Genomic DNA, 23,368 nt, shown 5'->3' on the forward strand with positions numbered 1-23,368 from the left:
ACTAATCAAGGGGAAAATGATGGGCCAAGCACTAACGAAAATTCTGTACGTTGAAGACGATTTGGATATCCAAGCGGTAGCCAAAATCGCTTTGGAACTGGTCGGCGGACTCACCTTGTTGACTTGCAGTTCAGGTAAAGAGGCGCTTGCGACGGCCACCGAACAATTCGCCCCCGATTTAATGTTATTGGACGTCATGATGCCCGAGATGGACGGACCAACTACGCTCAAGCATTTGCGCGAATGGCCAAGCATGGCTGACACTCCGGTAATCTTCATGACCGCCAAAGTGCAGGTGAGCGAAGTGGCCTATTACAAATCGCTAGGCGCTATCGGCGTCATCGCCAAACCATTCGATCCTATGCAACTCGCTGAGCAAGTCCGCCAACTCTACAACGGGATACCAAGCAAATGAGTTCCGACGATGACATCAATGCCCAAATGCCAGAAGTCATGGAAGCCTTGCGCGCGTTGGGGGAAGTATTTTTAGCTCGCATCCCAGGCTATTTGCTCAGCATGGAAGACGAAATTAACAAGATTCAGTCAGACAATAGTGACAACACACCGCTAGAAACTTTGCACCGCCAATTGCACACCATCGCTGGATCGGCAGGCAGCTTTGGCTATGATGAATTCGGTAAGCGCGCGCGACAATGCGAGCGCCGTATCAACGATTTGCTCAAATCGTTAAACGCAGAGCGCCCGCATCTGGACTATCCATTAATTGCGGAATTAAACATCGAACTGCACGAGTTCATGCAATGGACTCAGGTTCAATTTAAGTTGCCCGAAACCGCCAAATAATCTGCTGTTGATTAAATCATTGATTGATTTTAGTCATAACCGTTTGCGCGCTAACCCTGATTCGGTGCGTAGGGTAGCGCGAACCAAAATATCGAGCCTTTTCCTACTTCGGTTTCATAACCAATTTCACCGTCCATACGCGCTACTAATTTTTGGGTGATATTGAGTCCCAATCCGGTTCCACCTTGCTGACGTGTATCGCTGCTATCGGCTTGGGCGAATTCAGAAAAAATCCTATGCCGGAATTCATCTGGAATACCAGGGCCGTGATCTTCGACCTCGATTCGCACCATGGTTTTTTGCGCGAGGATACGAATCTCAACCACGCTACCAGCAGGCGAGAATTTAGCCGCATTGGACATTAAATTAGCCATCACTTGCATCAACCGATCACGATCGCCAATCACTCTGTACACGCCCACGGGTGAGCATAATTTGTACTGCACGCTGTACGAATTGGCGTAGTCCGCATTGAGTTCAATGGCTTGCTGCACAATTTCCATCATATCGATTTGGTCAGTACGAAATACTGTTTTGCCCGACATGAGCTTTTCCATGTCCAAAATATCGTTCACCAACACAGTTAGGCGCTTACTATTTTTGTTGGCGATGGCGACCAAGCCCAAGGCTTTGGCGGGCAAATCACCGAACACGCCCGCTTCAAGCAAACCAAGTGAAGCCGCGATCGAAGTCAGTGGTGTGCGTAGTTCGTGACTGACGGTGGAGATAAATTCACTCTTTAACTTATCAATCCGTTTTTGCTCGCTAATGTCGCTAATCACACCAATCAAGCGACTGGCTTTGCCATCCTCGCCAAACTGAATCAAACCGCGATCCACCACCCAAATATAATGTCCGTCTTTGTGCAGCAAGCGGTATTCATTTTGGAAGCGCTCAACCGCTCCATCTAAATAACGCTTTTCTTTACTGAGCAACGCTTCCACATCATCAGGATGAACCCGCTTAAGCCACTCTTGCTGTTGGTTAGGAAGTTCATCATCGCTGTAACCCAAAATAATTTTCCAGCGCGGCGAATAATAGACGGTGCCAGTTTCGATATTGCGATCCCATAATCCATCGTTGGCACCACGCAGAGCCAACTCGAAACGCTCCTCGCTATGCGACAACTTACTGGATTGGGAACGAATTTTTTGAGTCATTTTTAACGCCAAAAAAATCGCATGATCGCGCTGCGCCAGCATCGAGGACATTAAGAAGAACAATAGCAGCGCAATGCTGCCCCCCATGAGCAGCACCACGAGGGGCAACGTCGATGAATAAGCGACGTCAAATTTCGATTTACTATTAAGCACAATCGCCCAGGTCACGCCGTAGGCCGAAATGCGCTTAACTTGTTGGTATTTGCCGCGCTCCGACGCCTTGGCCTGCTCTGCGGAATCAAACATCAAGCCCGCTTCATTGGTCTGGCTATCGACATAAATTTTGAAATCGATATCGGCAGCGTTATCACCCATAATGCCAGCCATCAAATCGTTCATACGATAGGGGCTATAAGCGAATCCCAGCAAGGCACGTAAGCGATCGGCGGGCGTGGTCATCGTTACGCCTTTGCGGTAAATCGGAACATACATTAAGAATCCAGCCTGAACCTTGCCCTGATTCTCTTGCACCAGTTTAACCTTCTCGGTAATCATGGTCATGCCCGTTTCGGCAGCGCCGTACATGGCTTTTCGGCGGATTGGCTCTGAGTACAGGTTGTAGCCAAAGGCGACTAAATTGCGCCCTGCGAACGGCTCAATGTAAGTCACGGGCGCGGCGAACAGCTCTTTGGTCTGTGCGGGATAGACCGAAAAATTGGGGAAGCCTTCGGCGCGAATCGCTGCAACATATTCAGGCAACTGTTTAGAAGGCAGAACTTTGGCGTAACCTACCGCCAAAATACCCGGAAAGTTTTTCTCTAATTGCAAACGCGCCACGTAGTTTTTAAATGTCGTGCGGTCAACTGACGTGTTGGCATCAAATAATCCCGCGACGCCAAACAAGATCTGCTCATGCTCGTACAAGCGGTCTTGAATACTCTTAATAACTTGCATGGATTTTTGCTCGAATAAATGCTCACGATTTTTCTCCACTTCGTGCGATAGCAACAACCAAGCAGCCACCGTGGCAGCCAAAATTAAAACTAAGGTGACAATAGCTGGCTTATTTTTGCCCGAAAAAAGCCGGCGCAGATCAACCAAATACGATTGACCTGCGCTCAACTTGGCTTCGATTTCCGACGCCAATTGTTCTGCTTTTTCGTTCGCACTGTCCATGTGTTAAAAGTTACCTATGTAATCGACGATTTACGCCATTGATGCGCTAACTTATAAGGCAGCGAAACTCACCCAAAACAACGTTCCTTGCCCTTCTTCCGATTCAAAGCCAATTTCCCCTTCCATTTTTTCCACCATTTTTTTAGCGATATGCAAGCCCAAACCAGTGCCACCTTTTTGGCGCACATTGGCATCTTCGGCCTGTGCAAAAGTGCCGAAAATGCGCGAGCGGAATTCTAACGGAATACCAATTCCGTAATCCTGCACTTGAATACGCCAGCGGTTATCGATTTTGATAATCGATAAATTCACCGGCTTTTTAGGTGGCGAGAATTTAGCCGCGTTGGACATTAAGTTGGTCAGTACCTGCATCAAGCGACTGGCATCGGCTTTGGCCTGCGCTGTTTCCGGATGGCTGTTCAACATAAAATACACCTCTAAATTGCTGGCGAAGGCCTCATTGGATTCCATTGCTTGTTTGACGATGGTGACCAGATCGACTAGTTGCATTTCAAACGGCATTTTTCCGGCAGTGAGTTTTTCCATGTCCAAAATGTCGTTGACGATATTGATCAAGCGGCGGCTGTTGCGATGAGCGATTTTGACCAGCTCCAAACTTTTCTCAGGTAGCACGCCGCCAACGCCACCTTCTAACAATGCTAAAGAACCGCGTATCGAAGTCAGCGGAGTTCGCAATTCGTGACTCACTACCGATATAAATTCGGTCTTAAGCTGGTTAATGCGATGGCGCTCGGATTGATCCAACACAAAACACACCCAATCGCTGCTCAGGTCTTCGATTAAAGCAAAGCCAATGAGTGTTTGAATGACTAAACCGTCGCTACAAGTTAGCGGCATTTCGAACGGTAGAGGAGCTTTGTTCTGACCGAAAATTTGGCGCGAATTTAAATCTTTAAATTCATCCGGCGCTAAATCGCGCCACGCCAATTGACCGCTAACCAGATGCATTTCGGTGTAGCCGGTTAAGTCCATAAAGGCTTGATTCATTTCCAACACGACGCCATTTTTATCGCCTTGAATAATTCCAATCAATGAAGAATTAATGATGCGGCGTAAATGATTTTCGCTGTCTTCTAACGCTCTTAAGGTGCGCAATTGTTCGGTGACGTCTTTGCAGGTTCCCGCGATCTTGATGCTTTGACCTTTTTCATTTTTGGTAATCACGGTGTTGCTGACCACATTACGCACTTCGCCATCCGGTTTGATGATGCGATATTCGATCTGATAGCCTTCACCGCGCCGCAAACTTTCTTTATGCACTTGCTTAACGCGCTCTCTATCGTCGGGATGAATATTGGAAAGCACCTGTCCAATGTTCGGCATCGATTTATCGGCGTCCATCATAAAGAAATTACTCAAAATCTCGTCGGAGAAGTGCAATTGGTCGGTTGGGTAGTCATAGCTCCAGCTACCCATCTGAGCAATTCGTTGCGCGTCGTTTAATTCGTCGTGCTGAATTTGGATGAATTTACGCGTGATGTAATTGGTGTGCAGGTACAGCATCAAACCCGCGACCATAATTAATATCGCTGTGCCGGATAAAGTAGTGAGTATGAAAAAACGGAAGAAATCTTGATCCAGTGTCAGCAACTCTTTGACTGGCGCCACGACATAAATTTTTAGCTGTCCGTCATTCACATCGGTGACATTGATCACATACGGGTCGGCGTAGTCTTGGATTTTGCGCAGCAAGGGATAACGAGTATCGGTCCAAGGTTGGATAACAATGCGTTCAAACTGATCACGTTGGTAAATCGAGAGTCGCTGCTGGCTAGATAGCTTATCAATCGTATTGTCCGGCATGACTTTCATCTCAAGCTTTTTATCATCGGACAAAATAATCACGCCGTGTTGATCTGCTAAAAAGGTATTGGAAATATCGATATTGTGCGCTAAGCGAGCAAGATTTATTTTGACCACCACCACGCCAATAATGCGGCCCTTGAGTATGACGGGAGCACCAAAATACAAGCCCGGCTGGTGGGTCATTTTTCCTACAGCATATTGGTAAGAGGTATGGCCTTGCATCGCGGTGGTGAAGTAATCGCGATTCTTATAATTGATTCCAACAAATGATTCTTTATCCTGGTAATTGCTGCTGGCAACCGTATCGCCATTGACGCCCATTACCCAGATCACGTCGGCGGCAATTTTTTCCTTGGTCAAAACCAGTAATTGGTTCAATTTTTGGACCGCGGGAATCGGCTCCCTGGCCTCACGTTCGCCCCGTTCATGAGACGCCGCAGCCGCTTGCAAGCCCGCACTCAACTCTTCCAACGACGCCAGCACTTCGGGCAAACCGTACATAAATTTGACGCTGCGCAGATAATCAGCCGAGATGGTTTTGCCGCGTGTTCCGGCGTAGTCGTACTCTTTGCTAATTAAACTCGTTGCGCGCAGTTTGAATTGATTGGTTTGGTAAATCCAAGCGCCACAACCCCACGCGATACAAAGCAGCAGCGCCATCAATACGATGCTAATTCGGACGGTAAGGACGTTTAATTTCATAGGAAAAGATGCAATCCAATTTGCGTTTTAGCAATTAATTTAATCAATAGGATTCGCCTTGCAAACTACCTCAATCTCTTGCAAGTATAGTAAACAAGAGGGGAAAACCAAGTTTTAAACGCCTATTCAAGAAACACTGGACAGGCAATCGCCATTGCTCCCAAGGTTGACGGGAACGGGTGATTAAGCTCAATTTTTTTATGCTTATTAATCTAGTCAATAGAACAAAATTTAGACCAAAAAAAACGCCCATTAAGAGCGTTTTTTAGGGGTAGATAAGCGTAAAAAATTAGTACTTCAATTCCCAGCGCAAGGAGTAGGTCGTGTAGGTCGGGGTTACTACGCTGGAGACTTCAGGATAGCCCAAGCTTGAAATCGTACTCGTTAAGTAGTCGCTATTGACGGCGTTATTGACCGAGAAGCGCAATTGCGACGTGATGCTAAATTTCCACAAGGCGTACATATCCACTTGCCGCTTAAGTCCAATCGAATTGGCTTGCGTAGTACTGCTTTGAACGATGTAGGCCGGTGTCCAATTGATGTTGCCACCCAAGGTCAAGGGCAACTTCGCCAACTTGTAATCCATACCCAAATTCGCTGTTTGCGAAGGCTGTTGGTCGATGCGATTATTCGGCCCTTGGATGTCGGTCACACTAGACCAAAAATGGCTGTAGTTACTGCGCAGCGCAATGTTCGGCGCTTGCGGGAAAAAATCCTGCAACTCAAACTTGGCTTCAAGCTCAATACCGCGGGTCGTCGCGGAATCCAGATTAACCGGAGCGGCCACCCAGCGGCCATTAACCAAACTGGTTTCATGGCGGATTAAATTGCGGATATCGCGATAGAAAAAATTAGCCGCCAAGATGCCGGAATGGGACAAATAATGTTCGTAACCAAAATCGATCCCGTTGGCGACTTCTGGTTTGAGATAAGGATTGCCGATCCGGTCAGGGTTGATCGGACTATTATTCTGCGCTAAGGATGGCAGCGCGATGATGTCGTTTAAAGAAGGCGGACGATAGCTATGCGTTATGCTGCTGCGCAATTGATCTTTAGGCATATCAGGAATGCGCCACACTAGGTGGAATAACGGCGCCCAAACACCGCTTTTATTGTTGACTTCACCGGTTGGCAAGGTGCTGCTGGTTTGAATTCCTTCCCAACGCAATCCTGCGTTGGCTGACCAATTTGGATTGATTTCCCACTCGTCTTGAATATAGGCGGCCAGTTGCCGAATCTGCGCGCTCAAATTATCGCCCGAACCGTCGAAAGTCGGCGCGCCGTTATTGGTGGCGACCTCGGTTTCACTGCGACGCGTCCAATCAGCATTAAAACCGGTTGCAATGCTGTGGCCGTTCGAGAGAATTTTGGAATACTTCGCGCCTATGCTCGATACAGTGTCGCTCGTGTTGTTAGTAGTAATTAATTGTTCTGAGCCAATCGCTTGACCGGTTTGGAGGCGATTGGTGTCTGAATTATTTTCGGATTTACCGAGACCAAACTTCAACTCCAGCTTGGCCCCATCGTCCATCCGATGGTTGTAGTTAGAAAATAAGCGCGACACATATACATGCGATTCGGTATGAATATCCGCGAATTCATACGGCGCTGCTTGACCGTCGAGCTGATCTAATAAACTGCTTCCATTAGATTGACTGCGCGAATACAGCAAAAAAGGCTGCAGCGCTAATTTATCGCCATTGGAAAATTTATATTCAACCCGCGGCGATAAATGCACGCCCGAGGAAACACCGGTCGATTGATCCACAATCCGCTGTGCGTCTTGATCGTTGATCACGTTATCGGTAAAACTTTCATTACGGCGGCGGTTTTGAAATACTGAACCCGAGAAAGTGTAATTAAGCGCTCCATTCTCACCGGGCGAGGTGAGCGAAATATTAGGCCCATGCCGACCTTGCTCGACACTGTCGGCCAGTTTTAATTGCGAATCTTTTTGCTTGTAGTCTTCACGCAGCACGATGTTAATAATTCCGGCCACGGCTTGGGTGGTAAATTCAGCCACCGGAGCGCGAATAATTTCAATCCGTTCGACCTGATCTGGCGACAAAGTATCGAGCGAAAATCCGCGCGGCATACGTTCGCCGTTGATCAAAATTTGGGTATAACCGCTGCCCATGCCGCGCATCCGAATATCACCGCCACGCCCCGGTGTTCCGCCCACCGTCACGCCGGGCAAACGCTTTAAAATTTCACCGACTGAACTATCACCATCGCGATCTAAATCTTCGCGACCAATGATGATCTTGGAAGCCGTTGACTGCCGCCGCACATCCATATCAGTTTGAACCCCGCCGTTAATGACCACGGTTGGCACCGATGGATCAACCGGCGCATCGCGACGTTTTGGCTTTGCTGGCCCTACGACTGAATCATTCGCAGTTGGAGTGGTGGCATCGGTATTCGTTTGGGTCGTCGATGCTGGCGTGGAAGGAACTGCAGGGCTTGAAGCAGCTGGGGCGGCGTTATTAGTGGGTGCAGTTGATTGACCTATTTGCTGGTCAAATCCATATGACGTACTTGAAACTAAGGCAGAACCCAACAACACAACACGCGACGCTGATAATAAAGATGACATAATCAAAGGCTTAGGAAATAAACTGCAATGTGGAAAATACGTACATTTTATGTAGACAATCTCTAAAATAGCCAGCAACTTGGTGTACTGATTTGTAGCGCACTGAAACAATACCATCACCACCCCGCGCAAACCCGTGTAATTTCGCGCCATTTTTTTAATCAAGATCGATATCAATGAACCAAGATAACATCATCATTCCGCTCGACGAAATCGAACTCAGCGCGATTAGAGCGCAAGGCGCAGGCGGGCAAAACGTCAATAAAGTCTCGTCCGCAATTCATCTGCGATTTGATATTGGTGCATCGAGCTTGCCGGCTCAGCTTAAGCAGCGTCTGTTGGAATCGAACGACCAACGCATTACCAAACAAGGCGTCATTATTTTAAAAGCCCAGTCGCACCGCACCCAAGAACGCAATAAAGAAGATGCGCTACAGCGGCTGCAGCAAGTCATCGCTGAGGCAAGTTACGTTGCCAAAGTGCGCTATCCGACCAAACCTAGCAAAGGCGCAAAGACGCGCCGCTTAGAAGGAAAAACGCAACGCTCTGAAGTCAAAGCGTTGCGCCATAAAGTCACTTATTAATTATCGTTGAGCGAAGCTGCATCAATCGGAATTGGCTTTTCGGGATCCGTCTGGATTGCGTTCGATTAATTCAATTTTGTAGCCGTCTGGATCGGTAATAAACGCAATCACCGTGCTTCCACCTTTTACCGGTCCCGCTTCGCGTGTCACGTTACCACCGGCTGCACGAGCCGCGTCACAGGCTTCATAGGCGTTCACAACACTAATGGCGATGTGGCCGTAGGCGGTTCCCAATTCGTATTTATCGACGCCGTAGTTGTAGGTCAATTCCAATTCTGCGTGATCTGGATTGGTGCCGAAACCGACGAATGCCAAGGTGTATTTATATTCAGGATTTTCGCTCACGCGAAGCAATTTCATGCCTAGTACTTTGGTATAAAAATCGATCGAGCGCTGCAAGTCACCGACTCGCAGCATGGTATGTAATATGCGCATTTTTTGCATCCTTCAGTTACGATGAAATGGTTGTCCGATTGGGATAACGCTTGGGATAAATTCCTACTCAGAAAACAAAATTGGTTGAATGCTTATCTCTAGCACTCAACCAATGAGGAGAAATCCGTTAGCTATTTTATCAGTAATTGCAAAACCGCTTTATTTGACGAAGCGCAACGTCATCCGATCGCTCTCACCAATATCGGTATACATTTGTCGATCTTTTTCTTTATTTGCAAAGGTCGGTGGCAAGGCCCACACGCCGCCTTCGTGCAGCGCGTTGTCTTTCGGATTGGCATTGATTTCGGATTTAGCGGCTAATTTAAAACCCACGCTCTCCGCCAATTTAATGACGTAAGCTTCGGACACATAACCGGTGCTGGCATTGGCATCTTGTACTTGTCCCACTGGCAAGCGATGTTCCACCACACCAAACACACCGCCTTTTTTGAGACTGGCATAGACATTTTTAAATAGCAGTTTCATGTTGTCGTCACCGCCAACTATCCAGTTGTGAATATTGCGAAAAGTCAGCACCATATCGACGCTTTCGTTCGGGGCAAACTCTAAACTCACCGGTGGTTCAAAAACGGCCGTTTTGACTTTGCCATAAACGCTTAAATTGCCATCCAATTTTTCTTTGAATTTAGCGAAGCTTTTACGTCCGTAATCGCTTTCCGATTCTGGACTCTGCAATGCTTCGATCAACTGGCCTTGCTGCTGCAAATACGGGGCAAGAATCTCGGTGTACCAGCCATTTCCCGGTGAAAGCTCAACCACGGTCATTTTTGGCGTGATTCCAAAAAACCGCAGCGTTTCCAGCGGATGCCGCGCGGCGTCGCGTTTCTTGTTGACTTCAGATCGCTGTGGCCCAGCAATCGCGCTTTGTAAGCCATCGTCTGCCAAAGCGGCTTGCGCAACAAAGTTCGCAGCTAACAAAAGAACTAGCGCGGGTAAAAATCGTTTCATCGGTAAACTCCAAGTTGGAACAGCCAAACAGCTAAGCAGCGAATCAGACACCAAAACAACGCCGGGGTAAATGCGAAATCTCGCCAGATACTAAAGAATAAATTCCCTCTGAGCAATCCCTTTTCTGTATCAAACTCTGGTACAAGTCGCCATTATCAACTAATACGTTAACACGCTAACGGCACGCATTTGTCGGTTTTTGAGCCACAAAAGCTAATTTTATGTATTGCTAAGATCAACACTAAATCTTTATTTTGCCCCGTTTTCAGTCATTTTCAGCCTTTAATATAATTTCCATGGAACAATTTTTTTACATTACAGTCAAAGGCGCGCAATAAAAATAATAATCGGGGACAGTTATATATCGAACGGACTACTGGGTGTCAGCTTGACGACAAAGCACATTTTTATTGGTGTTTTTTCAACGATAAATTGACCCACAAAATTAAGCGCTAAACGTAAGAATTAAGCCTCACAATAAAGCATCACAAATAAGCTTTTGCGCTCTGAGAACTAAGCAATTTTTCTGTACATGCTTATACAAAGTACTGTTTGCCTAGTCTTCTTGATCCAGTGTCTAATACCGCATTATTTTTCAGCAGCAATTTTAAAAAACCGACAATCCAAATGTTAGCTTTTCATTAGCTAATCGATGATGAATTCAATTTGGCTCGACTAACTTTGATAGCGATCTACCTTTACATCTCATGACTAAAATCACGCCTACTACTACTGCATCGACGTCGTCTACGAACTCCAATAAAAAATGGCTTTGGCTTTTGGCAATCATTATTGTGGCGGGCGGCGGTTACCTGTATTACAAAAAATCCAACCAAACCAATGCAGATGGCGCGCCACCTAGCGCTGCCGCCGATGGCCCGGGCGTAAAAAAACGCGGCCCAGGTGGTTTCGGTGACAGCCGCCCAATGCCAGTCGTTACCGCGATCGCCAAAACCGATGACATCAACGTCTACCTCAACGGACTCGGCGCAGTTACTCCGCTGGCAACGGTTACGGTCAAATCACGCGTTGATGGCGAACTGATCAAAATTAATTTCACCGAAGGCCAAATGGTCAAACGCGGTGACATTCTGGCCGAAGTCGATCCGCGTCCGTTCCAAGCCGCGTTGACCCAAGCGGAAGGTCAATTGATGCACGATAAAGCGCTGCTATCGAACGCCAAGATCGACTTAGAACGCTATCGCACCTTGCTCAAACAAGATTCCGTGGCCGCGCAACAAGTCGATACCCAACAAGCATTGGTGCAACAGTACGAAGGCACGGTTAAAGTCGATGAAGGCCAATTAGCGACTGCCAAATTAAATTTATCGTATACCAAAGTCAGCGCTCCGATTTCTGGTCGCGTCGGTCTGCGTCAAGTCGATCTGGGCAACATCGTGCATGCCTCGGACGCTAACGGAATCGTCATCATCACCCAATTGCAACCAATGTCGGTGCTATTTACGCTGCCCGAAGACAATATTCCGGCATTGCTGAAAAAGCTAAAAACTGAAAAGCACATCGCAGTTGACGCTTACGATCGCGCATTCAAAGCCAAGATCACTTCAGGCAATTTGCAAACCGTGGATAACCAAGTCGATCCAACCACCGGCATGGTCAAAATGAAAGCGCAGTTCGCCAACGACGATTTGAGTTTATTCCCTAGCCAATTCGTGAACGCTAAATTGCTGCTCGAAACCAAACACAACGTCATCACCGTGCCAAGCGCTGCAATCCAGCGCGGCAGCGGATCAAGCTTTGCCTACGTCGTTGGCAGCGACAAAACAGTGAGCGAAAGAACGGTCGTTGTCGGCACTACTCAGGGTGAAAAATCCGAAATCGTTTCAGGTTTAGCCGTTGGAGAAATGGTCGTCATCGACGGCGCAGATAAATTGCGCGATGGCGCCAAGGTTGATATTTCCAGCAATACCGCGGATGGCAAAGGCGGCAAATCTGGCGATGGCAAACATAAGTCGGGTGCTAACGGAGCCGCATCAGCTGAGCCAGGCAAACCAAATAACGTAAATCCTGCAGCGGGCGCTAAATAAATCATGAATTTATCCCGTCCCTTTATTGAAAGGCCAGTCGCCACCTCGCTATTAATGGTGGCCTTATTGCTGGTCGGACTGATGGCCTATCGGATGTTGCCATTGTCTGCATTGCCCGAAGTGGATTATCCGACTATTCAAGTCGTGACCCTGTATCCGGGCGCGAGCCCCGAGGTAATTACTTCATCGATCACCGCCCCGCTAGAACGCCAATTTGGCCAAATGCCAGGGCTCAATCAAATGTCGTCCAGCAGTTCAGGCGGCGCGTCGGTAATCACCTTGCAATTCAGCTTGGCGATTAGTTTGGACGTCGCGGAGCAAGAGGTTCAAGCGTCGATCAACGCCGCAGGCACCTTGCTGCCAACAGATCTACCGGCCCCGCCAATTTACAACAAGGTCAATCCAGCGGATACGCCGATTATGACCTTGGCCTTGACCTCAAAGACACTGCCGCTGCCACAAGTGCAGTCGTTTGCCGATACTCGCCTAGCGCAAAAAATCTCGCAAGTCGCTGGCGTCGGTTTGGTCAGTATCTCTGGTGGGCAGCGACCTGCTGTGCGGGTTCAAGTCAACCCGACTGCTATTTCCTCCTACGGATTAAATATCGAAGATGTGCGCACCGCAATTGCAGCGGCCAACGTCAATCAAGCCAAAGGGGGATTTGATGGCCCAGCACGCGCCTTTACCATCGACGCTAACGATCAATTGCGCAGCGCCGAAGAATACCGCAACGTTTTTATCGCTTACCGCAACAACGCGCCGGTACGTTTATCCGACGTAGCCGATGTGGTGGAGGATGCCGAAAACGTTAAACAAGCGGCTTGGGTGAACGAAAAGCCAGCGATTATTCTCAACATTCAACGCCAGCCGGGCGCAAACGTCATTGATGTGGTGGATCACGTCAAAAAATTATTACCGCAATTAAAAGCGTCGATCCCAGCGGGCATTGATGTCGCTATTTTGAGCGACCGCACCGACACCATTCGCAGTTCCGTCAAAGATGTGCAATTTGAATTGATGTTATCGGTAGCCTTGGTGGTTCTGGTTATTTTCCTGTTTTTGCGTAATCTTTCGGCCACCATTATCCCTAGCGTTGCGGTCCCGCTGTCGGTTATCGGCTCGTTCGCGGTCATGTATTTGGCGGGCTTTAGCTTGAACAATTTAAGCTTGATGGCCTTAACAATCTCAACCGGCTTTGTGGCCGATGATGCGATTGTGATGATTGAAAACATCGCACGCTATATTGAAGAAGGAGAAGATCCTTATTCCGCCGCGATTAAGGGTGCCAAGCAGATTGGCTTTACGATTTTGTCGCTGACTATTTCACTCATTGCGGTGCTCATTCCCTTGCTATTCATGGGCGACATCGTTGGCCGTTTGTTCCGCGAATTTGCGATTACATTGTCGGTCACGATTGTGATTTCAGCGATTGTGTCGTTGACCTTAACGCCGATGATGTGCGCTAAATTATTGCGTCACACACCAGAAGAAAAGCAGAGCCGCTTCTACCACGCGTCAGGCGCTTTCTATGAGCGCGTAATCGAACGTTACGGCGTTTGGTTGACCTGGGTATTGGAACGCCAAACAGCAACCTTGCTGGTAGCAATCGGCACCTTAGTTTTCACCGTTGTGCTCTACATCATTGTGCCTAAGGGTTTTTTCCCGTTGCAAGATACCGGCGTGATTCAGGGTATTTCGGAAGCGCCACAATCGATTTCTTTCCCTGCGATGGCTGCGCGCCAGCAAGAACTCGCCAAGGTGATTTTAAAAGATCCGGACGTTGAGAGTCTGTCGTCATTTATCGGCGTCGATGGCGTCAATACAACCTTGAACAGTGGTCGGATTCAAATCAATTTAAAACCGCACGACCAACGTAATGTCAGCGCGGCACAAGTCATTCAACGCCTGCAAAAGCAATTGGATAACGTGCCAGGTATTTCGTTATACATGCAGCCAGTGCAGGATTTAACGATTGAAACCCGTGTCAGTCGCACGCAATATCAATTCTCGGTGGAGGATGCGGATCCCGCGCAGTTGAGTATCAACACGCCAAAATTGGTGGAGGAATTACAAAAACTGCCTGAGCTACGCGATGTGGCTAGCGACTTGCAAGATCAAGGTTTGCAAGTTTCGGTCAACATTGATCGCAGCACGGCTTCGCGCCTAGGAATTACGCCAGCCACGATAGATAGCACGCTGTACAGCGCATTCGGGCAGCGGATTGTGTCCACCATCTTTACCCAAACCAATCAGTATCGGGTCATTTTGGAAGCAAAGCCTGAGTTCCAACTCAATCCCGCTTCGCTGAAAAATATTTATGTCAGCGGCACTAACGGCACCCAAGTTCCCTTAAGCACTATCGCTACGATTACCGAGCAACATACGCCGCTCGTCATCGGGCACATTGGTCAATTCCCCGCCAATACCGTCTCGTTTAACCTCGCGCCCGGTGTGTCCTTGGGTGACGCAGTGGATGCGATCAAGAAAGCGGAAAAAGCGATCAATCTTCCGGCCAGCACGCAGGTTAATTTCCAAGGTGCAGCGCAAGCGTTTAATGCTTCGCTAGGTAATGAATTGCTGCTGATCTTGGCGGCGATTGTGACCGTGTACATCGTTCTCGGTGTGCTGTATGAGAGCTATATTCATCCGATCACAATCTTATCCACCTTGCCCTCTGCCGGTATGGGCGCGTTGTTGGCCTTGATGGCATTTGGCTCTGACCTTGGCATTATTGCGGTGATCGGGATTATTTTGTTAATCGGGATTGTGAAGAAGAACGCGATCATGATTATTGACTTTGCGCTAGAAGCAGAACGGCAGCAAAACATGTCGCCGCGTGACGCGATTTATCAGGCGTGTTTATTGCGTTTCCGCCCAATCATGATGACCACCATGGCCGCGTTATTGGGTGCGTTGCCGCTGATGTTAGGTGGCGGTGTTGGTTCCGAATTGCGCCATCCTCTGGGCGTGACCATTGTCGGTGGTTTGATTGTTTGTCAGGTACTGACCTTATTTACCACTCCGGTTATCTATCTGGCTTTTGACCGTTTGGCGCGTCGCATAAATCCTAACTCCAGCTCACGCCTGCACGACGATGAAGTGGAAGACATGAGCGATTTACCTTCAACCAACCCAGCGCGTTCCGAATGAATATCTCCGCACCTTTTATTCGCCGCTCGGTCGCCACAACGCTGCTTACCATCGGTGTGGCGCTAGCCGGGGTTCTGGCGTTTCAGATTTTGCCGGTATCCCCGATGCCGAGCGTGGATTATCCAGTTATTTCCGTTTCTGCCGGAATTCCCGGAGCCAATCCTGAGATCATGGCCACCACCGTTGCCACGCCGCTGGAACGCTCATTGGGTCGCATCGCCGGCATTAATGAGATGACCTCCACGAGTTCGCTTGGCTCGACTAATATCACGATGCAGTTCGATTTAAACCGTGATATCGACGGCGCGGCGCGTGACGTACAAGCGGCGATTGCGGCAGCACGGGTCGATCTACCCTCTACGTTGCGAAGCAATCCAACCTACCGCAAAGTCAATCCGTCCGACGCGCCAATCATGATTTTGGCCTTGACTTCAACGACGCTTACCCAAGGTGAGATGTACGACATTGCGTCCACCACCTTGTCGCAAAAATTGTCGCAGGTTCAAGGCATCGGCCAAGTTATTGTCGGGGGCAGCGCCTTGCCCGCAGTGCGGGTGGAACTCAATCCGCTGGCACTAAATAAATACGGCGTTGGTTTAGAGGATGTGCGTACCGCTTTAGCCACCACCAATGCCAATAAGCCTAAAGGCGTGGTTTCGGACGATACCCACCAGTGGCAGGTGTATACCAACGATCAAGCTAAGAAAGCAGCCGATTACATGCCGCTAATCGTGGCTTATCGCAACGGCGTGCCGATTCAATTGAGTAGCCTAGGCAAGGTGGTGAATTCGGTCGAAGACGTGCGTAATACTGGAATTGCCAACGGCAAGCCGGCTGTCTTGTTGATTTTATTTAAGCAACCCAACGCCAATATTATTGAAACAGTGGATCGTATCCGCGCCATCATGCCCGTGCTTTCCGCGTCTATTCCAAGCTCGATTGACATGGCCGTAACGCTAGATCAGACCTTTACAATTCGCGCATCACTGCGTGATGTGGAGCGTACTTTAGCGATTTCTATCGGCTTGGTTATCTTGGTGGTGTTCCTGTTTTTACGCAATGTGCGGGCTAGCATTATTCCTTCGATTGCTGTGCCGATTTCCTTACTCGGCACTTTCGGCATCATGTATTTGTGCGGCTACAGCTTAGATAATTTCTCCCTCATGGCGCTAACTGTTTCCACTGGCTTTGTGGTCGATGATGCGATTGTGGTGCTGGAAAATATCACGCGCCATATCGAAGATGGCATGGCGCCGTGGCAGGCAACGTTGCGCGGAGCGCGCGAAGTCGGATTTACCGTTTTATCGATGAGTATTTCGTTAGTGGCGGTGTTTATTCCGATGTTATTGATGGGTGGTTTGGTGGGCCGCCTTTTCCATGAATTTGCGGTCACATTATCGGCGGCGGTGTTGGTTTCTTTGGTGGTATCACTAACCACCACGCCGATGATGTGCGGTAAATTATTAAAGCCTGCCAAAGACGAAAAGCACGGCAAAGTCTATCAATTTACCGAACGCGGTTTCGTGTGGTTTCAGAACAAATACGAACGCGGCTTGGATATCGCGCTGCGTCATTCGCGCATTACTTTGGTGATCATGTTTGCTGTGATCGGGCTCAATATTTATCTGTATTCGGTTGTGCCTAAAGGCTTTTTCCCGACCCAAGATACCGGCATGATTATGGGTTCTATCGTGGCCGATCAAGCGACTTCGTATCAAGCGATGGTGCCTAAGCTGTCTTCCTATGTCGATATCGTGCGTGCCGATCCAGCGGTGAAAAGCGTTACCGCATTTACCGGCGGCAGTCAGGTCAATACAGGGCGCATGTTTATTACCCTCAAGCCACTGGAAGAACGCAAGATCAGTGCGGACAACGTCATTAATCGATTACGTGGGAAATTGGCCGCCATTCCCGGTGCCACCTTGTTCCTGCAAGCGCGGCAAGATATTCGCGTCGGTGGTCGAATGGGCAATGCGATGTATCAATACACACTGCAGGGCGACGATTTAAAAGAGCTCGATAAATGGGCACCGAAAATGCTGCGTGCGATGCAAGCGCTACCGAAGTTGGCGGACGTCAACACATCGCAGCAGGACAAAGGTTTGCAGGTCACGCTCAGTATTGATCGTCCAACCGCTTTGCGCCTAGGTATTACCCAAGCCATGATTGATTCCGCCCTGTACGACGCCTTTGGTCAACGCCAAGTCTCGGTGATCTATCAAGCACAAAACCAATACCATGTGGTGATGGAAGTGTCGCCCGAGTATTGGCAACGTCCTGAGACCTTAAACGATATTTTTATCAAGACCACCAACGGAACCATGGTGCCGCTGTCGTCCTTTACTACGTTTGAGCCTACCACCACGACGTTGAATGTGAATCACCAAGGTCAATTTGCGGCGACCACAATTTCATTCAACTTAGCGCCCGGTGCAGTGTTGAGCGACGCCGTCACGGCAATTGATGAGACCAAGGCGCGCATTGGCTTGCCAGCGACGATACAAGGTAGCTTCCAAGGCACGGCAAAAACATTCCAAGATTCGTTCTCGTCGATGCCGTTTTTGATTTTCGCATCCTTGCTAACCATTTATATCGTGCTTGGCGTGTTGTATGAAAGTTTGGTGCATCCGATTACGATTTTATCCACGCTGCCATCTGCTGGTGTTGGCGCATTGTTAGCGCTGCTGCTCGTCAAAATGGAGTTGAGCATGATGGCGTTTATTGGGATTATTTTGCTGATCGGCTTGGTGAAAAAGAACGCCATTATGATGATCGATTTCGCCTTAGTCGCTCAACGCACTGAAAACAAAACACCGTTTGAAGCCATCAAGCAAGCATGTTTGCAACGCTTCCGCCCGATCATGATGACCACCATGGCGGCGTTATTAGGCGCGGTTCCGTTAGCGTTTGGTACCGGAACCGGTTCCGAATTGCGTCAACCACTTGGCGTAACGATTATCGGCGGCTTGATTTTCAGCCAGTTGCTCACCCTATTTACCACGCCGGTGGTGTACCTCTACATGGATAAAATGAGTGGTCTCGGAAAACGCATCAAAGCAAAGCTACGCGGAACGACCACCATCGCGACCACTGCGCCGGCGCACTCAGAACTTGGTTAAGGAAGACAGATGAAACAAACTACAATGAAAAAAACACTTTTAAGTAATTCCATCGCTCTGATTTTGCTGAGCGCAATTGGCACGCTAGGATTAAGCGGCTGCGCGGTCGGTCCCGATTACGTGCGCCCTGTGACGCTGTCCGACAGCGACATGCCAAACGATTTCAAAGAAAACTGGAAATCGGCCCAACCACAAGATCAATCCATTCCCGTTAAATGGTGGACGGTATTCAACGACAGCAATCTCAACACCTTGATTGAGCAAATCCCAGCGGGCAATCAAACCTTAGCTCAGGCCGAAGCGAACTACCGCCAAGCCAGCGCGCTGCTAAATAATGCGCAAGCCGCCTACCTGCCAACGCTTAATGGCAATGTCGGACATACCAAGGCACGTAACGCGCAAGCTGGCGTTACAACCAACAACAACCTTGGTCTGACCGCCAATTGGGAAATCGACTTGTGGGGTGGAATTCGACGCGAAGTGGAAGTGCAACAAAACACCGCTTTATCCAGTTACGCAAATCTGCAAGCAACTCTGTTGAGTCTGCAAGCGCAGTTGGCGGTAAATTATTTTCAATTACGTGTTTTGGACGCGCAACAAGAATTACTCAATCAAACAGTGGAAGAATATCGCCGCTCGCTGAAATTAACCCAAAACCAATATAAGTCCGGCATTGTTTCAACCGACAGCGTCTTACTGGCTGAGACCCAATTACGCAGCACCGAAGCGCAAGCCTTAGACATTGGTATTCTGCGCGGACAAACTGAACACGCCATTGCCGTCCTGCTGGGTAAAGCACCGGCTAATTTTTCTATCGCCGTCATTCCTCTAGGCGCGGCATCCTACGTGCCAGCAATACCAGATATTCCACTCGGCGTTCCCTCCCATTTATTAGAGCGTCGCCCAGATATTGCGGCGGCTGAACGCTCGGTGGCCGCAGCCAACGCGCAAATCGGTGTTACCAAGGCGGCTTATTTCCCGAACTTAACCTTAGGCGCGACTGGCGGCTACCAAAGTAGCGGCGTAGCCAATTGGATTAGCTTACCGAATCGCGTTTGGTCGTTGGGGCCGAATTTAGCGGCGACTTTATTTGATGGCGGCGCCAAGCGGGCTTTGAATGCACAAGCGATCGCCGCCTACGACGTCAGCGTGGCGAGTTATCGCCAAACTGTGCTGACTAGCTTTCAAAACGTGGAAGATAATTTAGTCGCGCTGCGTATCTTAAAAGACGAAGCCTTGGTGCAAAGCGCCGCTACCGCTGCCGCTAAGAAGTCTTTAGAAATCACCCTGAATCAATACAAGGCCGGAACGGTCAATTACCTCAATGTCGTCACCGCCCAAACCACGACCTTAACTAATCAACGTACCGAACTGACAATTACTAATTCACGTTTAGCAGCCGCAGTCGGGCTAATCAAAGCCTTGGGTGGAGGTTGGACTGGGTTGGATCAAAACCAAATCGCCGTCACAAAATAAGCCTAGTAAACAACGTAAGCAAGGCATGGTCATCTAAGTAAAGGAAGGGCGGAATTCAGCCCTTCCTTTTTTTATTCTCCCTCCGCCTCTCCAACGCCAACTTTTTTGGCCGTCAGCGTAATCCACGCAACGAAATAATCGTCCAATGATTAATTCACTTGCCGAATTGTTTTTCCTTTCTGCAACCGTTAATTAGCATGATTCGTAGACGATGAAATAATTTATTTAAGAAGTGACAAAGTGTTGCTATGTCATGGAACCGTAATAAATTCTTCACATTGTTGACATATAGCAACCCTAAGATTGCCGTTTTTCTCACAACGGAGTCTTTGATGAACCAGTTTGACCTGAAGCCTTGCGCACTCAATGTTATCCGCGCTCTCTCTGTAATGTGCTTAGCTGCTCCAATGATCGCTTCTGCACAACAAACCACTGATTTAGGTACAGTTGGCGCGAGCGGCAACGGCGCAACTGCAGCAGCACCTGTGACTGAAGCCAGCAAAGCAGCGATCTCCCAAGCACCTTTGGAAGCACGCTCAGCTCAATCTGTTGTCAGCGATACCTTCGTGCGCGACTTCATGGCTCCAGCTTCTGATTTCAGCCAAGTATTCCAAGTCACTCCAGGCGCGTTCAGCTACAGCCCAAACGGCGTTGGTCAAGGTAACTCCAACACAACCGTGCGCGGTTTGTCTGATAGCCAATACTTAGTGACTTTTGATGGCATTCCATTCAACGACACTAACGGTGTTAGCCATCACTCCTACGTATTCTTCCCAGCCATGGAAATCGGCGGCGCGGTAGTTGATCGCAGCCCAGGTTCTGCTGCAACGATTGGTCAAGCGACTTTCGGTGGCTCGTTGAATTTGTTGTCCCGTAATTTAGAAACAGATAAACGCACAAGCGTTACTGGTTCGTATGGCACATGGAACACCGGCATGATCGTGTTGGAAAACGAATCAGGTCAATTTGGTCCAAACGGTGCGTCGAACTTGTTGGTCAACGTTCAGCAAATGACTTCCGACGGCTACCAAACGTACAACAACCAAAATCGTCGTGCGTTGTCGGCTAAATACCAATACATCGTCAACTCAGACACGGTTGTTACCGCATTTGCATCATGGATGGACGTGCGTAATCATCAGTTAGACGCTGGCGCTCCGACACGCGCTCAAGTAGCTCAATTCGGTCCTAACTATTTAAACAGCAACGACCCAACGCAATCAAACTACTTCGGCTACAACCTGTACAACGTTGAAACTGGCTTCTCCTACATCGGCGTCGCATCGAACTTGGGCGGCGGTTGGAAGTTGGACGACAAGCTCTACTCCTACAGCTACCACAATCAACAAAACATCGCCGGCGCAGTTCCAGTCAGCACACCAACAGTGCCAGCAACAGCGGCCGTACCAGCGAACGAAACTGGTATCGATAAGTTGAACTCGTATCACACCACTGGTAACTTGCTGCGCGTTTCGCAAGATTCTAGCTTGGGTACCTTGCGCACTGGTACTTGGTTGGAATACGCCAACAGCGATCGTCATCAATACGACTCTAACGAATTAAACGGCTGGCAAGATAAAGCAACACCGCGTTTCAGTGAAAAATACCAAACAACAACATTCCAACCTTACGTTGAATTTGAGTTCAAGGTTACTGACGATCTGAAAATCACTCCAGGTGTGAAGTACGCTTACTACTTGCAAAACTACGACCACTTAGCTGACTTGAAAAAAGTTGGTTTATTGGGCGGTACATACAGCAAAACAACCGGTGTAACAACCGGCGGTTTGGGTGATGTTAAGAACAGCATCAGCTACAACGATGTATTGCCATCGCTGGATGTGCATTATCAAATCCAACCAAACTGGACAACCTATGTTCAGGCAGCAGAAGGTGATTTGATTCCACCTACATCCGTCTTTGACGTACCAAATGCCAAAGTCGCTCAGCCACCAAAAGTACAAAAATCGACTACTTACCAAATCGGTACTGTGTACGCGGCCAATGACTGGAACTTCAACGCCAACGTGTTCCACGTCAAACTCGACAACAGCTACACCTGTAATGTTGATCCACTCGATCCAACAACACAGATCTGCGTAGCGAGCGGCACTGAAACAACACAAGGTGTGGAATTAGAAGGCACATTGCTGTTGGGTAGCGGTTTGAGCATCTACGCTAACGGCACATCAGGCACAACTAAATATAGCAATGGCACTTGGGTCGCTGGCGCACCGAAAGACACCGAAACATTCGGTCTAATCTACACCGACGCAGATTGGAATGCTTCTGTCTTGACTAAGCGCGTAGGCAAAATGTACAACGACGGTCAATACACTTCGTCGTACACCATCAACCCAGTTGTGTTGACCAATATGTTTGTCAACTACACGATCAAGAATCCAGTCGCTTACGCCAAAAAAGCGAAAGTCCAATTGGCTGTGAACAACTTGTTCGACAAACATAACATCACCGGTATTAAAGGTAGTGGCTCTGATTCAAACCCATTGGCGGGTGACTTGATCACGACATTGCCAGCACGTAGCGTTTCATTGACATTGACAGCGGATTTCTAATCGATTGATTAGTTAAATAAGTTGTTAGTTTTATTCGGTGGGCTTGGATTTTTCCAAGTCCACCATTTTCACTTTGTACTCTTGAAGAAATTATTATGAATATCTCTTACTTAGCTGATCTGGCCAACGAATCCGGTGGCATTCTGTACATCATGTTGCTGCTGTTATTGGTGGCACTGACCGTTATCATCGAGCGCACCCGCTACTTAGCATCGATGGAAAAAGGCGGCGAGAAATTGATCGGCATGCTCAAAAATGAGAACGCTTCGATTGAAAAAATTGAACTCTCTAAAAAATTAGCTAGCTTGCCGCACGCAAGCTTATTCGCCGTATTACGCAATGACGCCAACAAGCCGGCGCTGAGCCTAGAACAAAAACGTAACGAGTTGAGCGGCCATTTGGAAGAAGCCATCATGCACGAAGTACCAACGTTGGATCGCAGCTTGTGGGTATTGGATACCGTTATTACCTTAGCTCCACTGCTTGGTTTGTTCGGCACCATTATTGGTATGTTTAACGCCTTCCACGTATTGGGCGACGCACAAAATGGCGCAGCACAAGTGACTGGCGGGATTGCCGAAGCATTGGTGTCAACTGCTTGCGGCTTGTTGATTGCGATGATCGGCTTGTTGTTCTTCAACGCCTTGCATAACCGCGTGCGTATCGTGTTGCATCAATTAGAAACCATCAAAATTATGATGGTGAACCGTCAAACCGCAACCGAACAAAAAGCTGCAACTAGCGACGCCGAGCTAGCCAATCGCGCCGGACAAGTCGAATTAATTCGCACTCCTGCGAGGGCTTAA

General features: G+C 48.5%; 14 protein-coding genes. 9 read left to right on the forward strand and 5 right to left on the reverse strand.

The features are described from left to right. Positions 1 to 16 precede the first annotated feature (16 nt). The gene (locus tag E2I14_RS14530; protein WP_227544749.1) at positions 17 to 415 is read left to right on the forward strand and encodes a response regulator; all 399 of its coding nucleotides are present in this window, start codon (positions 17 to 19) and stop codon (positions 413 to 415) included. Continuing rightward, on the forward strand, positions 412 to 804 hold the full coding sequence (locus E2I14_RS14535) for an Hpt domain-containing protein (RefSeq protein WP_133329794.1): 393 nt from the start codon (positions 412 to 414) through the stop codon (positions 802 to 804). The genes E2I14_RS14530 and E2I14_RS14535 overlap by 4 nt, the downstream gene beginning before the upstream one ends. Before the next feature lie 50 nt (positions 805 to 854). Here E2I14_RS14535 and E2I14_RS14540 read toward each other — a convergent pair whose 3' ends face one another. The 3 genes from E2I14_RS14540 to E2I14_RS14550 all read right to left on the reverse strand — a co-directional run bounded on the left by E2I14_RS14540 (position 855) and on the right by E2I14_RS14550 (position 8,205). Continuing rightward, complete coding sequence (locus tag E2I14_RS14540) at positions 855 to 3,080, reverse strand: CHASE domain-containing protein (protein WP_133329800.1); 2,226 nt, start codon at positions 3,078 to 3,080, stop codon at positions 855 to 857. Between the two features lie 51 nt (positions 3,081 to 3,131). Beyond that, the gene (locus tag E2I14_RS14545; RefSeq protein ID WP_133329802.1) at positions 3,132 to 5,609 is read right to left on the reverse strand and encodes an ATP-binding protein; all 2,478 of its coding nucleotides are present in this window, start codon (positions 5,607 to 5,609) and stop codon (positions 3,132 to 3,134) included. A 289-nt stretch (positions 5,610 to 5,898) separates the two neighbouring features. Next, complete coding sequence (locus E2I14_RS14550) at positions 5,899 to 8,205, reverse strand: TonB-dependent receptor plug domain-containing protein (protein WP_227544750.1); 2,307 nt, start codon at positions 8,203 to 8,205, stop codon at positions 5,899 to 5,901. 176 nt (positions 8,206 to 8,381) lie between these two features. Here E2I14_RS14550 and arfB point away from each other — a divergent pair, with 176 nt between their 5' ends. After that, positions 8,382 to 8,789 carry an alternative ribosome rescue aminoacyl-tRNA hydrolase ArfB gene (gene arfB, locus E2I14_RS14555; protein ID WP_133329804.1) on the forward strand — a complete coding sequence of 136 codons (408 nt, stop codon included), beginning with the start codon at positions 8,382 to 8,384 and terminating at the stop codon, positions 8,787 to 8,789. A gap of 21 nt (positions 8,790 to 8,810) precedes the next feature. On the opposite strand, the gene gloA is transcribed toward arfB, so the two are convergent. Both gloA and E2I14_RS14565 read right to left on the reverse strand, forming a co-directional pair. Beyond that, positions 8,811 to 9,224 carry a lactoylglutathione lyase gene (gloA, locus tag E2I14_RS14560; RefSeq protein WP_133329806.1) on the reverse strand — a complete coding sequence of 138 codons (414 nt, stop codon included), beginning with the start codon at positions 9,222 to 9,224 and terminating at the stop codon, positions 8,811 to 8,813. Between the two features lie 159 nt (positions 9,225 to 9,383). After that, a complete protein-coding gene (locus E2I14_RS14565; protein WP_133329808.1) occupies positions 9,384 to 10,193 on the reverse strand; it encodes a class I SAM-dependent methyltransferase in 810 nt (269 codons plus the stop codon). A 707-nt stretch (positions 10,194 to 10,900) separates the two neighbouring features. On the opposite strand from E2I14_RS14565, the gene E2I14_RS14570 reads away from it, so the two are divergent. The 6 genes from E2I14_RS14570 to E2I14_RS14595 all read left to right on the forward strand — a co-directional run bounded on the left by E2I14_RS14570 (position 10,901) and on the right by E2I14_RS14595 (position 23,368). Beyond that, complete coding sequence (locus E2I14_RS14570; RefSeq protein ID WP_133329810.1) at positions 10,901 to 12,241, forward strand: MdtA/MuxA family multidrug efflux RND transporter periplasmic adaptor subunit; 1,341 nt, start codon at positions 10,901 to 10,903, stop codon at positions 12,239 to 12,241. A gap of 3 nt (positions 12,242 to 12,244) precedes the next feature. Then, on the forward strand, positions 12,245 to 15,391 hold the full coding sequence (locus E2I14_RS14575) for an MdtB/MuxB family multidrug efflux RND transporter permease subunit (RefSeq protein WP_133329812.1): 3,147 nt from the start codon (positions 12,245 to 12,247) through the stop codon (positions 15,389 to 15,391). Next, positions 15,388 to 18,510 (forward strand): multidrug efflux RND transporter permease subunit, encoded by a 3,123-nt coding sequence (locus E2I14_RS14580; RefSeq protein WP_133329814.1) that lies wholly within the window; start codon positions 15,388 to 15,390, stop codon positions 18,508 to 18,510. Before E2I14_RS14575 ends, E2I14_RS14580 begins: the two co-directional genes overlap by 4 nt. Before the next feature lie 9 nt (positions 18,511 to 18,519). Next, positions 18,520 to 19,986 carry an efflux transporter outer membrane subunit gene (locus E2I14_RS14585; RefSeq protein ID WP_227544751.1) on the forward strand — a complete coding sequence of 489 codons (1,467 nt, stop codon included), beginning with the start codon at positions 18,520 to 18,522 and terminating at the stop codon, positions 19,984 to 19,986. 332 nt (positions 19,987 to 20,318) lie between these two features. Next, positions 20,319 to 22,562, forward strand: a complete 2,244-nt coding sequence (locus E2I14_RS14590; protein WP_133329816.1) for a TonB-dependent receptor domain-containing protein — start codon at positions 20,319 to 20,321, stop codon at positions 22,560 to 22,562. 95 nt (positions 22,563 to 22,657) lie between these two features. After that, a complete protein-coding gene (locus tag E2I14_RS14595; RefSeq protein WP_133329818.1) occupies positions 22,658 to 23,368 on the forward strand; it encodes a MotA/TolQ/ExbB proton channel family protein in 711 nt (236 codons plus the stop codon).

Origin of the sequence: Sapientia aquatica (assembly GCF_004358105.1) — a bacterium.
Classification (GTDB): domain Bacteria; phylum Pseudomonadota; class Gammaproteobacteria; order Burkholderiales; family Burkholderiaceae_D; genus Solimicrobium; species Solimicrobium aquaticum.